The sequence below is a fragment of the Duganella sp. Root1480D1 genome (genome assembly GCF_001427305.1).
Classification (GTDB): Bacteria; Pseudomonadota; Gammaproteobacteria; order Burkholderiales; family Burkholderiaceae_D; genus Rugamonas.
The window spans coordinates 20,699-34,795 of the sequence record NZ_LMFZ01000023.1; the positions used below are offsets into that span (position 1 = coordinate 20,699).

Annotated in this window: 11 protein-coding genes; 5 read left to right on the forward strand and 6 right to left on the reverse strand. The window is 58.3% G+C overall.

Annotation, left to right across the window (positions count from 1 at the left end; all coding sequences use genetic code 11):
• Positions 1–130: 130 nt before the first annotated feature.
• The 5 genes from ASD58_RS18220 to cls all read right to left on the reverse strand — a co-directional run bounded on the left by ASD58_RS18220 (position 131) and on the right by cls (position 5,598).
• Entirely contained in the window at positions 131–1,612 is a 1,482-nt protein-coding gene (locus ASD58_RS18220; protein ID WP_057262650.1) for an ATPase domain-containing protein, read from the reverse strand.
• Positions 1,609–2,025 (reverse strand): hypothetical protein, encoded by a 417-nt coding sequence (locus tag ASD58_RS18225; protein WP_057262651.1) that lies wholly within the window; start codon positions 2,023–2,025, stop codon positions 1,609–1,611. The genes ASD58_RS18220 and ASD58_RS18225 overlap by 4 nt, the downstream gene beginning before the upstream one ends.
• Positions 2,026–2,626: 601 nt before the next feature.
• Positions 2,627–3,430 carry a beta/gamma crystallin-related protein gene (locus ASD58_RS32640; RefSeq protein ID WP_304438519.1) on the reverse strand — a complete coding sequence of 268 codons (804 nt, stop codon included), beginning with the start codon at positions 3,428–3,430 and terminating at the stop codon, positions 2,627–2,629.
• Between the two features lie 223 nt (positions 3,431–3,653).
• Complete coding sequence (locus ASD58_RS18235) at positions 3,654–3,875, reverse strand: hypothetical protein (RefSeq protein WP_057262652.1); 222 nt, start codon at positions 3,873–3,875, stop codon at positions 3,654–3,656.
• A gap of 157 nt (positions 3,876–4,032) precedes the next feature.
• Complete coding sequence (cls, locus tag ASD58_RS18240) at positions 4,033–5,598, reverse strand: cardiolipin synthase (protein ID WP_229210019.1); 1,566 nt, start codon at positions 5,596–5,598, stop codon at positions 4,033–4,035.
• A gap of 79 nt (positions 5,599–5,677) precedes the next feature.
• Here cls and ASD58_RS18245 point away from each other — a divergent pair, with 79 nt between their 5' ends.
• The 4 genes from ASD58_RS18245 to ASD58_RS18260 all read left to right on the forward strand — a co-directional run bounded on the left by ASD58_RS18245 (position 5,678) and on the right by ASD58_RS18260 (position 10,695).
• Positions 5,678–6,814, forward strand: a complete 1,137-nt coding sequence (locus tag ASD58_RS18245) for a sensor histidine kinase KdpD (protein ID WP_057263021.1) — start codon at positions 5,678–5,680, stop codon at positions 6,812–6,814.
• Between the two features lie 39 nt (positions 6,815–6,853).
• Positions 6,854–7,300, forward strand: coding sequence for a hypothetical protein (locus ASD58_RS18250; protein WP_057262653.1), 447 nt, complete (start codon positions 6,854–6,856; stop codon positions 7,298–7,300).
• 328 nt (positions 7,301–7,628) lie between these two features.
• Positions 7,629–8,945, forward strand: a complete 1,317-nt coding sequence (locus ASD58_RS18255) for a hemolysin family protein (protein WP_057262654.1) — start codon at positions 7,629–7,631, stop codon at positions 8,943–8,945.
• 271 nt (positions 8,946–9,216) lie between these two features.
• Positions 9,217–10,695, forward strand: coding sequence for an RNB domain-containing ribonuclease (locus ASD58_RS18260; protein ID WP_057262655.1), 1,479 nt, complete (start codon positions 9,217–9,219; stop codon positions 10,693–10,695).
• Positions 10,696–12,026: 1,331 nt separating this feature from the next.
• On the opposite strand, the gene ASD58_RS18265 is transcribed toward ASD58_RS18260, so the two are convergent.
• Positions 12,027–12,452, reverse strand: a complete 426-nt coding sequence (locus tag ASD58_RS18265; RefSeq protein ID WP_057262656.1) for an SET domain-containing protein-lysine N-methyltransferase — start codon at positions 12,450–12,452, stop codon at positions 12,027–12,029.
• A gap of 755 nt (positions 12,453–13,207) precedes the next feature.
• Between ASD58_RS18265 and ASD58_RS18270 the strand changes: the two genes are divergently transcribed.
• Entirely contained in the window at positions 13,208–14,086 is an 879-nt protein-coding gene (locus tag ASD58_RS18270) for a slipin family protein (RefSeq protein ID WP_082565511.1), read from the forward strand.
• Positions 14,087–14,097: the final 11 nt, after the last annotated feature.

A 14,097-nucleotide genomic window follows, 5' to 3' on the forward strand; every position in this document is an offset into this window, starting at 1 on the left:
GATGCCTTGGATCGCCGTTGACGGCGTCCGGCCTGGGGTGGTGCTTGCGCGGCGACAACTGGCTCGCCGGTGTCTAAGCGCCGGTCTCGCCTGGTCTTCCGCCGTTCCTCCCAGGAGTCCATACATCCTCCTATGGTTCGGAGGTATCAGTCCGCTGCGCCTTGATCGGACAACCCGACAAGATGCCCTCGTATTCACTGAGCCCCGGACCGATCACAATCTTGTCGTCCGCAATATCAAACAGGCGAATGGCCTTGCTGTGACCGCTTCCGCGCACCTTCACGACCGAGATCACGCGCCTGAATTCACCCGCCATTTCAATATAGCGCTGCATGATGATGGCGTCCGCCAGGAACGCGTTGCCGTAGGGGCTGAAGCGCAGGTCCGTATAGCGGTCCTCCAGTTCCGTGGTCATCAATACCGTCACGCCCATGCTGGTCAAGACAGCCACCAGGCGGTACAGCGATTCGCGGAAATCATCCTGGAATGCCGGCGCCAACGCGAGTTCGAATCCCGACAGCGAATCGATTACCACGCGCTTGGCGTCGAGCGCGCGGATCATGGTCACCATTTCGTACAATGTTTCATCGATCGAGAGGTCGAGCGAATGCGTATCGATGACGCCGATTCTACCTGCCTGGACCAGATCATCGAGTTTCTGGCTCAGCAACTGGCTGGGGCTTTTCTCGAAGGCAGCAATGACGCCGGTCTCGCCGTTGCGCACGCCCTCCGCCAGGAACTCGGTCGCCAGCACGGTCTTGCCAGAGCCCGACGGGCCCACCAGCAACGCCGAATAGCCGACCGGAATGCCACCGCCCAGCATCTGGTCCAAGTCGGCGACACCGGTCGACAGGCGCCGCTGTGCAGCAGGCGCATGGCGATCGCTTCTTGGCGCCAAGCTGCGCGAGACCACGGCGCGCGGGAAGATGTGCAGGCCGTCCTTACTGATTCGGAACGTGTGCGAACCTGGGCTATTGGCCTGGCCCCGCATCTTGACGATCTGTATCTTGCGCACGACCGAGTTGCGCTGTGCACTTTGCGACAGCCAGAATATGCCGTCAGCAATGGTGTATACCGGGCCAGTCTGTGACTCGTTTTCGACGTACTCGCCAATCAGGAAGGTCGTCGCATGCCAACTGGTCATCTGCATCGACAGGCGCTGGACAAAATGCTGCAAATCGGCCGGCCCTTTGTCGTTGTAATCACTGGCCTGGACGATGGAGCGGAAGGAGTCCACGAAGATCAGGCTGGGCATAAAGGCCTTGGTTTCCTCCGCAATACGCGCCAGCACCAGGTCATAGTCGCCAGTCAGGATTTCATCTGCGAGGTTCACAAACTTGACGGCCTGCCCGGCCTTCTTCAGGTCAAAGAATGAAAATTGCTGCTGGTAACGCAGCATCTTCATCGTAGGTTCCCCCAACACGGTGAAGAATATGGCGCGGCAATCCGGTCCCGCCAAGGAAAACATGAGTTGGTGCGCCAGCGTCGTTTTCCCGCATCCAGGTGCGCCTGCGATGAGGTTGAACGAGAATTCCGGGATACCACCTCCGAGCAATTCGTCCAGGCCGGGGATACCCGTTGCCAGGCGTTTGATGATTACCTTATTGCTCATGTTTGCTTATCCTCGCCCAAGGTGCCTAGGGCATCGCCCCCCCACGCCGCACGCAAAATGCCATCGGTCAGGGAGTCGCCAATTAAAGAAGCCACGAGGTCAACAAAACTCGACAGCAGGAACGTGCTCGCCGCCAGTGCGTCCTCGTGGGTACGGGTTGCCAGCTTCGCCCGTAAGGTGTCCAGTTCTCTCTCCGCGCTGGCGGCAGGTTCCGCGTTGATCCATTGAAATGATTGGCCAGTCAGGAAGACGGTTCGCTCAAGGAGGAAATTGAAGCCATCTTCGCTAACCAGCGACGCGACCTGTAGGCGCAGGGGGCGCAACAATGTGACAAGCGCACTGCCCGGCTCGCCAGCTGGCAGTGAAGAAAGTAAATCCTTGATCTGTTGGCGCCGAGCCCCAGGGTTTTCCATATCAATCTGAATACACAGCGAATTTGATCCAATCGGACATTGCATGCATTCAGGCAGGACAGCGCCAAATCAGTCCTGTGCAATTGGCTGGAAGTCATTCGAGAACGGTTGCAATGTTAAATCATATACCAATACCCACTGGACGCGATAGAGCAGGCTTGCGCGACGCCAGTTTGTGGTGGTGGCGAAGGTGCTGACCTACTTGACGCTGGCACGGCCAATTTGCTTTCCTGTCGGTAAAAACCCCTCCGGTTAAGTACCGCATGGACAGTGCAATTTCCTCCCGGCACACTGACATCGGCGTGAATGTCGTCAAGCAGTGCCAAGCGCACCCCTGCTACGCTGCCTGGACTCGCGCGGCATTCGCCGTACCACCAAGGCCCGCGCCACCGTGCCGCCCATGGAATCGCGGTCTTTGCGAGACCAACACGGCAGTATGCATCCTGGGCGACTGGAGCACCGCCAGCGATTGACCAACCAACAGACTGGTCGCCTGGCCCAGTTCATAGGATTCTGCCAGCACAGCGGCCAGGGCCGATGGTCGTGCCTGACGAATCGTCCGCGGCTGCCATCTCATACCACTAGGCCCATCGTCCCGTCGCTACATGCGTGGCAGGCCGTCCTCGTTGACCTGAATGAACTCGCCCGGTTCCGTCGCCAACTGCACGCGATGATTGATGCCGCGATGCTGGTACGTGACATCCCAATATGCTGGCGTCGTGCTGGCGACTTCTTCGCAACGGCGCACATCTTGGCCATAGTTACCGCGGCCATCGCCTCCCATGTTCGATCCGATCGCAGCGCCGGCCAATGCGCCGCCGACCGTCGCGATGTTGCGGCCCGTTCCTCCGCCAACCTGATGCCCCAAGACGCCACCAAGCAAGGCTCCCACGATGGCGCCGCCGGCATTATTCATATCGTTTGACCTTGCAACCTGGCGCCGCTCGATCCAGCAACGTTGCTCAGGTGGCCCTACCACCGCACGTACTGAGGTGACTCGGGCATCATACCTCCGCTCGTGCGGGCGCTGGCGGTACGCATAGTAAGGCTGCGGCAATGGTGTGGGCGCCATGCGGTCATCATGCGCGTAGCCCCGCACCGGCCGAACTGAAGAAATACGATCATTCAATCCCATGCCAGCAAGTGAATCATAGCTCCCTTGCTGCAAAACTCTACATAGCCCATGGAAGTCGGCATCTTCACAGACTTCCCAACGCCCGCGCTCAATCACGGCGGATGAAGCGCGATCATTGAAACCGACGCGACGCAAGTCGTCGGCAATGTTGGAAATGGAGACGGCGCGACCACGCCAGCCTTCGCCTTGATATAGCGTGATTTGCGCCACTGCTTGCGCGTAGATCATCAACCCGCAAGTTGCGAGTACGGTGTTAAGTAGGATGTTCATTGTCATCTCCGGTTCAACGAAGCGAACGCCTTCGCTGTGGTCCATTTTGCCCAGCCAAGCAAGTGCATTGACCAAGCCAGATCGCGGCCCGCCTGCCTGCATGCAGTCAGCACCACGGACGGTTGGCAAAGGCCAGCATGCATGTGCCTGGTAGCCCAAACCCTTGCAGTGATGGGTGACCGGGCCTGGCGCCCCATCGGCGGACCGCCCATACCGACGAAGATCATCCGATGCCAAATACAGCGTCAATATGCTCGCGCGCATACAGCAATCCAAGCATGCGTGCCGAGTCAATTGTCCACGTCGTCACCGTGACCTCATAGTGCTTGACCCGCTCTTCATCGACACGCCTGATGCTCAAATAGCACCGCCACCTTGCAGTGGGCTTTCCCAATGAAGATCGCTTGGCGGCGCAGTCGATTTCATGGCTGCGATAGAGTTCCATGGCTGGGTCCCTTGTGACGCTGCATTGCATTGCTTCTGGTATCTTTATGATAGTGGCGCGCGGATCGATCGTTGTAGGCGCACATGCCCTGCGCGTGTCAGCGAAGCAGCGCGCGGTGCACGAGCCGGACGAAGCGCGGCTTGCCCCCACGGGTCACCTAGAGCCAATACTTCAGCAGCTCTGCAAACCACTCCTGCACCCGCTCCACGAGGGGACGCCGCTGCCATTGGCTAAGCGTCACTTCCTTGGAATTGCGCAGGTCTTCCTGGAAGGCGCTGGCCATCTCAGCACCAAAGGTATCGCCGATCACGATCACGTTCAATTCGTAGTTGTGCACGAAACTACGCTGGTCAATATTGGTCGACCCCACCGTTGACCAGACGCCATCCACCACTGCAGTCTTCGCATGCAGCACCGAGCGTTTCAGCTCGTGGATTCGTACCCCTGCTTCCAAGAGTTGTGTGTAGCTGGACCTGCCGGCGTGGCGCACGAGGCCGGCGTCTGAAATGCTGGGAAGCACGAGTTGCACATCCACACCCCGCCGTGCTGCGTTCGTCAATGCCGACAGCGTCTGCTTATCCGGCACAAAATAGGCGCTCGTGATGTGGATTGACTGCTTCGCCTCCTGCAACGCGAGCAGTAGCGCTTTGTAGATCTCAAAATGTCCATGCGGCGCGCTGGCGAGCACCCTGACGACCTTATCCCCCATCACGACCTGCTTCGGGAAATAATCCGCCCCCCTCAGCTCGTCAGCATCCTGTTCCAGCCATGCTTGAACAAATGCCCACTGCAAGGCAGGTACGGCGGGTCCCTCGATCTTTAAATGGGTATCGCGCCAGCCTGAATCGTCCCTGTCGTTGGCACGCTGATCGAAGCGCGCACGAAATGGCGAGCTGTTGGCATAGGTGTCACTGATGTTGACCCCGCCGGTAAAAGCCACCTTGCCATCGATGATCAATAGCTTGCGATGACCGCGGTTATTCAGCTTCCAGCCACTGCCGCGCAGCTTCGCGGGATTGACGGGATTGAAGGCCAGTAAATGAATGCCGGAAGAGCGCATGCGCTCAAAGAACGCCTGCGGCACGTTGATCGTTCCCACGCTGTCGTAGATCACGTTGACGACGACTCCTTCGCGCTGCTTCAGTATCAACAGATCGGCAAATCGTTCACCTTGCTCATCCTGATCAAAGACATAGGTTTCGAAATTGATGCTGTTCCTGGCAACCGCAATGGACTTTGCCATTTCGGCCATGGTCAGTGGCCCATCGAACAGAAGCTCAACTTTATTGCCAGCGATCAAAGGAACACCTGTGGCCGCCTCTTCCAGGATGGCCAGTGCCTTGCTGTCCAGTGTTGATGAAGACCAGCGCTTTTTCAGCAACCGCTCCGTGCCAGGACCGGGCAATCTGCCATGTGCGTCCCTGACCAGAGCCGCCTGGGCAGCCACCGCCTTGGCGTCGTCTAGTGAGACCGTGGGGAGTCCGGCACAAGCGGCCAGAGTCGCGCCCGCCAGCAGGGCCGGCAGGGCAATCCTTAGCGCATCGTTTTTCACATCCCCCCCCTCTCCTGCAAGCAGGCTATTGTGTATCGCATCCATCCACTTCTCTGTTCGATTACCAACATATATCCGAAGGCTGGGATCATCGGCGAAGACGTCAATGCCATATCCGGATTTCTTCTCTATACTGGTAGAAGTAGGGATCACCTTTGAACGCTTGGCCATGGTCGTACCTGGCCAACTTGCGGCGACTCCGGATAAGCATTGTCTCCAGTGCTCCAATGGCACGGTGAGGAAGGCCGCTATGTTGCATGAATTCCTGACGAACAATCGTACTGAGCTCATCGCCCGCTGCCGAGCAAAGGTTGCCATGCGAGAGCACTCCGCAACGGCCGAGCAGTTGCAAAACGGCGTGCCGATGTTTCTCGATCAACTGACGTGTACACTGCGGACGGAACAGGCGCACTGCGCACTCGAAGGCCAGGCTATGTCGGCCATCCCCGAGTGCGGCGTGGCCCGGGGAGAGCTGGGTGCATCGGCGGCATTGCACGGGCAGGACATGCTTGCGCTGGGATTCACGATCGATGAAGTCGTCCACAACTATGGCGACTTGTGCCAGGCCATCACCGACCTTGCTGTCGAGCGCGACGCGCCGTTTTCCGTCGATGAATTCAGGACATTGAATCGTTGCCTCGACAATGCGATTGCCTACGCGGTGAGTGCCTTTAGCTCCCAGCATGATTTCATTGAATCAGATCGCCACAATGCCGAAGAAAACAAGCGGATGGGTTTCTTTGTCCACGAGCTACGCAACTTGCTGGGCACCGCGAAACTCGCCTATACCGCCTGCCGGACGGGGAACCTCAACCTGGGCGGTGCCACTGGCGCTGTCCTGGAGCGCAGCCTGAACGGCTTAACCAGCCTGATTCAGAACGCCGTTTCACTCGTGCGTCATGAGCACATTGAAGGCGTGCGGGATATCTTCTCCCTGGCCGACTTTGTTGTGGAGATCGAAGCGGCAACGGCATTGGCGGCGGTGGCAAAACAATGCCAACTGAAGATCTTGCCTGTCGACCCGCAGTTGGCGATACGGGCCAATCGGCCGATGCTGCTCGCTGCAGTGGTGAACCTCCTGCAGAATGCCTTCAAGTTCACGCATCTGCACTCCGAGGTAACATTGGCATGCCGTGCTGTCGATGACAGTGTCCTGATCGAAGTCGCCGACCAGTGCGGCGGGCTAGGCGCCGACCTGGCTGCACGCATGTTCCAGCCCTTCGAGCAAGGCGGTGCCGACCGCTCGGGATTGGGACTGGGCCTGACCATCGCCCGGCAGTTTGTCGTCGCGAACAGAGGGCAACTGAGCGTACGCGATCTGCCTGAAGTTGGCTGCGTGTTTACGATTACGCTGCCTCGCCTTGCAATACCTCCCATCCCCGAATAAGTGAAGCCCCGCCCACGCGCACCATGCTATTACCTGACTATGAAACAGTACATTCGTTTAAGCAGTCCCATCGCAGAAGTCGTGGCCACGGGACTAGATGTCGACATGCTGTGGGGCAGCGTCAACGCATGGGCACATTTGCGTCGGCACCATGTACCACCTGACGTCGCGTTGCGCATCCTCTCGAACGCAGGCTCCCGGCGGGACTCGGATGCCTCACACCCGGCCCAGCCCAGCGAGCAGCTCAGGGCCTTGAAGCAGATGGCGAATTCGCGCACAACCGGCACGACAACCCGCCGCAACAAGGCCATGTCCCAAGTTGTGGATGGTGCCATCCACTTATCCATCACCCGGGGTAATCAATATGCCGAGGCGCTTCTGAAACTCTATCCGGTCTCGGCCCATCTGATCATGCGCGTGCTGTTTGATGCCGAACATCGTCGCCGGCTCGCATCCCAGCCGCCGCCGGCGCCCGGAAAACCGTAACCGTCTAGACGCCGCGATCCCTGGTCTGCTCACGCGGCCCGTTCCCTGCTCCGGATGCCGCCACGTCTCGTCAGGGCACCATTTGAAAGATCGTCAAGGACATCGCGTCGCGCTGGGACTTGCCAAACTCTGGGTGTACCCAGCAATGCCACATCCACTTCGTGATGTCGAACACTCCGAAGCCCGGCGCGGATGATGGGAAGCTTGCGTGCCAAACGCGCTAAAATATCTCGTCAGAATGGAACCGGTAGATCTGACGTTGGTCCGGGCCGCGTTTCGTGCACCAGCAGGCTGGCTCAGTGCACGCATGGGCATGAAAGGGTTAACAATGGAAATTGCCGTCCTTTTCGGGCTCATCCTGCTCAACGGCATGTTCGCGATGTCCGAGGTCGCATTGATGACGGCCCGCAAGGCCCGGCTCAGCAAGCTTGCGGACAACGGTGACAGCGCAGCGGAGATAGCCCTGCAACTCGACGCCGATCCCAACAAATTCATGTCCACCGTACAGATCGGTATTACGTCGATCGGTGTCCTGAACGGCATTGTCGGCGAAGCGACCCTTGCACGGCCGTTTGGCCAATGGCTGATATCCCTTGGCATTCCCCTTGGCTGGTCCCACAATGTATCAACGGCCCTGGTCGTCCTCACGATTACCTACTTTTCGATCGTGCTCGGCGAACTGGTTCCCAAGCGCTTAGGCCAACTGCATCCAGAATCGTTGGCGCGCATCGTTTCGCGTCCCATGGTGATCCTGGCAGGGCTTGCCAAGCCATTCGTCAAACTGCTGTCAGCGTCCACACAATTGGTGCTGCGCGCCCTTGGTGTGCGACAGACCGGAACACAGCCGATCACCGAAGAGGACCTGCACATGATGCTGGAAGAGGGTTCCGAAACCGGCGTCATCGAGGTCCACGAACACCAGATGGTACGCAACGTGTTCCGGTTAGATGAACGGCAACTGGCCTCCTTCATGGTGCCGCGCAACGATGTCATCTACTTTGACCTGGACGACGAACTGGCCACCAATTTGGCGCGCTTCGACAATTGCGAGCACTCCCGCTTCCCTGTGCTTAGTGGTGGCTGGCATCAGGTAAAGGGTATCGCCAGCGCGCGCCAAATGCTGTCGCAAGCATTGCATGGTACCCCACTGGACTTGGGCACCCAGCTTCAGCAGCCCGTCTTTGTGCCGGAGACCTTGACCGGCATGGAGTTGCTGGAACACTTCAAGCAGACAGGGACTCATCTGGTCTTCATTGTCGACGAGTACGGCGAAGTACAAGGTATCGTCACACTGCAAGACGTGCTGGAGGCCATTACTGGCGAATTCAAGCCCTCGCGCGCCGAAGACGGCTGGGCGGTGATGCGAAAGGACGGCAGCTGGCTTCTTGATGGATTAATTCCGGTTCCCGAGCTCAAGGACCATCTGTCACTTCTGAGCGTTCCCGAAGAGGAAAAGAGCCGGTATAACACCCTCAGCGGCATGGTCATGCTGTTGCTCGGAACGCTTCCTCGAACGGGCGACATCTGTCACTGGCAGGGGTGGGATTTCGAAGTAGTCGACCTGGACGGGCTGCGCATCGATAAAGTACTGGCGACACGACACCCGCTCGAGTTCCGCGAAAGAACGGCTCAGACTAACGCTTGACTCAGCACAAACGTTAGTGAGATTCGATCGTCGTGACGGGGCGACTCAGTAACTCAACAGCATGCCTCACAGGGTGCAGCGTCCAGTGCCACCGACCGAGGCCGGCACACCGGTCGCTCCGCTGCTGCAAAAATCGGACTATGCTAGAGCCATGTAATCAGAGCGTCCTCGGGGCACATCCAGGTCCATCGAGACCATGGTCATACGGTGTACTGCCGCGCACGCCTAATTCCCCAAGGCTGGCGGTTCGATCGACCGTCCGGGAGCGACCATGCGCAGTGCATTAAAGAATCAACGGGCCAATCTGGCAACGATCGCGGCGCTGGCGATGTTCAGCCGGGGACTGGAACCCGAGTTCCCTCCCCCTGTTCTCCAGCAGCTAGCCCACATTCCATTGGCGCCGCTCGAAGCCACCACCGGTATCGTCGACCTCTCAGACCTGCCTTGGTTCTCCATCGACAATGACGATTCACATGACCTCGATCAGCTGACGGTCAGCGCATCACTGCCAAATGGTGTCGTGCGCGTGTCCGTCGCCATCGCCGATGTCGACGCCCTTGTTGCCAAAGGGACGCCGATTGACCAGCATGCCCGTCACAATACCACTTCCGTCTATACGTCGGCCAGGATTTTCCCCATGCTGCCGGAGCTGCTCTGCACCAACCTGACCTCACTCAATCCGGACGTGAACCGGCTCGCGATCGTCAATCAAATGGACTTCAGTGCCGATGGCGTCCTGCTCGGATCAACAATCTTCCGAGCGACAGTGCGCAACAAGGCACAGCTTGCTTACGACGCTGTATCGGCGTGGCTGGAAGGGACCGAGGCCCTACCCGTGGCAGCACAACGTGTTCCAGCTGTCGCCAGCCTGCTGCGGCAGCAGGATGCTCTGGCACAAAAGCTGCGCCTGCTGCGGCACACCCAGGGTGCGCTCGAGTTCGAGGGATTTCAACCGCATGCACTGTTTCATGGCGACCGGATCGCCGATATCCGCCTGCAACCTCACAACCGTGCACGACAGTTGATCGAAGAGTTCATGATCGCCACCAACGAATGCACTGCGCATTATCTCGCAGCCCAGGGTGGCGCCTCACTGCGGCGCGTGGTACGCTCGCCCGAACGCTGGGCACGCATCATCGAGGTGGCGCAAGGCTACGGGGCAACACTGCCGGCGCTCCCCGACGGCAAGGCACTGCAAACGTTTCTGGCGCGCCAGCATCAACGTGATCCCCTGCACTTTCCGGACTTGTCACTGATCATCGTCAAGCTGATGGGATCGGGTGAATATGTCGTCGAGAAACAGCATGGCGCACCCATAGGTCACTTTGGACTGGCCGTGCAGGACTATATGCATTCGACGGCGCCAAACAGGCGCTTTCCCGATTTGATCACGCTGCGCCTGGTGAAAGCGGCATTGGCGCGAATCCCCGCTCCGTACTCGGATGCTGAACTAGCCGAACTGGCCGCGCATTGTACGGCCCAGGAAGACGCCGCCAGAAAAGTGGAACGGCAGGTACGTAAATCCGAGGCGGCCCTCTTGCTCCACTCCAGCGTTGGACAGCACTACAGCGGGATTGTCACAGGACTCAATAGCCAAGGTTCCTGGGTGCGGATCCTGACCCCACCAGCCGAAGGCCGGCTGACGGGCGCATTACCCGAGCTGAAGATGGGCCAAACAATTCGTGTGCAACTGGTGTCAACGTCGGTTGAACGTGGTTTCATCGACTTCGCCGTTGCCCACACGATGTAACCGTGCTCTTCGGCAGGTGCTGCTTCGAATTGGGCACCTGCACGCAATCCGCTGGAACAATCAATCGACAGCTCATCTCCACAGCAAGACAAGCAACTGCCAGTGTTGCCTGCTCGCGCGCGCTCGTCGAGCCCATCTGCGTGAGCAACATCTGCCGCACGCCCCTCCTGATGCCAGGGCTGGCGTCGATTCCACATACTGTCGAGTTCAGTTGGCAGTCATTCTAGTGGTCAATGCCGGGCTTGAACAAGGATTCCTATAATCCATCGCAAACCCGCTAAGATGAAAGTATGTCCGGTCATTTTCGTTGAAGAGGCTCCGATGAATCACCATAGCCCACTTGCACTGGTAGACCAGACCAGCATCATCGATGGCTATTCCTATCGCGTATCCACGAACGCAGTGCTGGGTGGGGTTCGGGCACAGTTGGTCTGGATCGGTGCCCCCAAAGATCGACAACGCCCACCCGACGAAACCATCTGTACGCCCACGCTGCGCAACGCACGGGCAGCGATCCTTGAAGCGCACGCCCTGGCACTGGAGTATGTCCTGGCATGGCGGCCTCCAGGTCCTGCATCGTAACAGGAATTCGCCACCGCACGACCTTTCACGCCCCTCCCGCGACCGGCATAGCAGGAACAGACACGGTGCATCCGCCATCGCCGCGCGAACTAAGGCTCGCCAGTACCCCGACCGTGCCCCCCCAATTCAACGTGACCAATCCGCGGCGCCAACTGGAGGCGGTGTCGGGAAGTTACCGTCTCATCGCAGACATCCATTCTCTGTCACGATTGTCGATGTGGGCGAGTGCCATAGGATGCCTTCGGAATGTCCGACGTTCGCCAAGCGGACTCTGGCGAGCGAAGAAGCGGCGTGCGCCAGGCGTGCCTGGGAATCTCCAGGGCGCTACCAGGCAAAATCCGGTTCGATCCCCCGGTCCAATTCGGGGGATCGATCGTGCAAGGAAGCGATTCGTGCTATCGTGATGGTGTTGAAACCATCTGGGGCAACGCCATGTCATTCTCTCCAGAACGCCGACTGCAGTGCGCGAAGGCAACAGCCATTGATCATGCCATTGACCTGGCCTGCACGCATGGCTTCTCTTTTGCCTCGGCGTACCTGCGTAACCAGAGGCTACGCAACGACACGATCGCTCGTGTCCTGTCTGGTCCCCGGGACCAGCATCGCCAGCATGAATGTGCCAGCATACCGCCCGAGTTACCATATACATCAGAAGCCGGGGACGCGAGCGAGACGCCTGTCCGACAGCTAAGTTACAGTTCGCGCCAAAACGTTGGGCACCTGCGTTAATGCGACGACCGCATGGCTGACTAAGTAATCAATGCCACACCATGCTTGCGAAACCAAACGTCATCCGTCGAGCTGACATTGCCGCCAGTATGATTGTAATTAATGGTCAGTTCTTCATGGATTTCGATGTCTCGGGCGGCAATGAAATGGAGCTGCTGCTCTTCAGCAAGCGCAACGTACCTCAGATTTGCGGGATTGGCGTGGTTGTACATGCTGCCCCAACCAAGGGCTAAGCAACCCGCGGGTTCCCCCTTTGTCAAATGTCCCCAATTGAACAACAAACGCTTTAGCTCCTCGGGAAACTGAGCCCAGTACGGGGAAAGCAGCACAACTGGGCAAGCTTCCACGAGTTCACCAGTCGATATCCGCCGACTAGCAAACACGCCCCTGCCTTTTGAAGTGCCCGTGTCCTTGATGTAGCCGAGACAAGCCTTGATGTTCGTCATACCTACAGGACCTCCCGCTTTCCATGCATCGCGCGTGCAACGGCCACGCTCCGCCGTAGAAAACCTCACAATGTTCGGCGGTAATGCTGCAGCACCATGGCACGCCGGCCACGCAGCGATCTCACAGTCTCCCCTTATTATGGGCCTTTCGATCGACGGCGCGTTGGCTGCTTCTCTTGAAGAATCAGTTTCCTTCGCTGCACCACACAAATCTGACTGCAAAGCTGCTGCCAGAAAGTGGAGTGTAATGTGTCATCGCGATGGTGAAACGCTTGTCTAACCGCTGCCGGCCGAATTCCCCTGCTTGGGCATCTCCACCTACCGAAAGAATCGAGATGGTCCGGTTCAAGCGGTTTGCGCCCTACGATATCAGGCACAGAATGCCAGTGTGATGCGTGAGTATCGATGACATGGGTGCGCGTGCGTACCGACGACTTCGACCATTCGGCGCATAGTGAATTCATTGCATCTGACCGAAGTATTCGCCCTGTTGAATACACAGCCCGATTGGCTCTGCATATTCTTTGAAGGGAGTTTCGTATGGACGAATATTTGTCAGCGTCAGCTCGTGGCGACGCCGCGTCGCACAACAATGATATGGGCGTGTCCGAACAGGTTCGTCTTGATGCTGCACTGGACGAAGCATTGTGTTGTACTTTCCCGGCGAGCGATCCCGTTGCCCTGGACTTTGCCATGACCTCGCATGTCTCAACGCGAGCCGAACTCATTAGACGGGCATTCCCACGGAGGTCATCATGAACCCCGTTACATCATTCTTAGTCGGCGTCTGCCTGCTGGCGAGCACCGGCGCCCTTTACTTGGGAGCGCCATACGTTGCCTTGCTCTTCTTCGCCCTCGGCGTTCTCATCGCACTATCGCTGAAGATGGCCAATGCGTGGGAAAAGTATGTCATTTTGAGGCTGGGTAAGCTGCAGAGCGTCAAAGGAGCGGGCCTGTTTGCCATCATTCCGATCATCGATAGCGTGGTCGCGATCATCGACGTGCGTATTCAGACCACTGCCTTTAACGCCGCCGAAGCGCTCACCCGAGACACCGTTCCCGTCAATGTCGACGCGATCATTTTCTGGCATGTAGACGACGCGGAAAAAGCGGCGTTGGCGATCACGCATTATCGGGAAGCAATCGATCGCGTTGCACAAACGTCGTTGCGCGAAATGATCGGTGCATCGATGCTGGCGTCACTGTTATCTGAACGCAAAGAGGCTGATGCGCTGCTGAAGGATGTCATTGCGCGGAAGACGGCGGCATGGGGTATATCAGTCAGCTCCGTCGAGATCCGCGACGTAGCAATTCCCGTCGCTTTGCAAGACGCAATGTCTCGTCAGGCACAGGCAGAGCGCGAAAAGCAGGCTCGTGTGATTCTCGGCTCTGCCGAAGTAGCGATTGCAGGCAGGTTTGTCGAGGCGGCAGACATGTATGCAGGGCATCCCGCAGCATTGCAGCTGCGGGCGATGAATATCATCTATGAGACAACAAAAGAGCGCGGCGCCACAGTCCTGATTCCGAGCACGATGATCGATAGCTTGAATCCGCCCGCAACCATGGAGCGGCCAGCAAGGGTTGAACGAAGGGCATCGGGTCCAGTGGTAGCTATGAGCAAAGTTGCGGCCTGATTCTAATGATC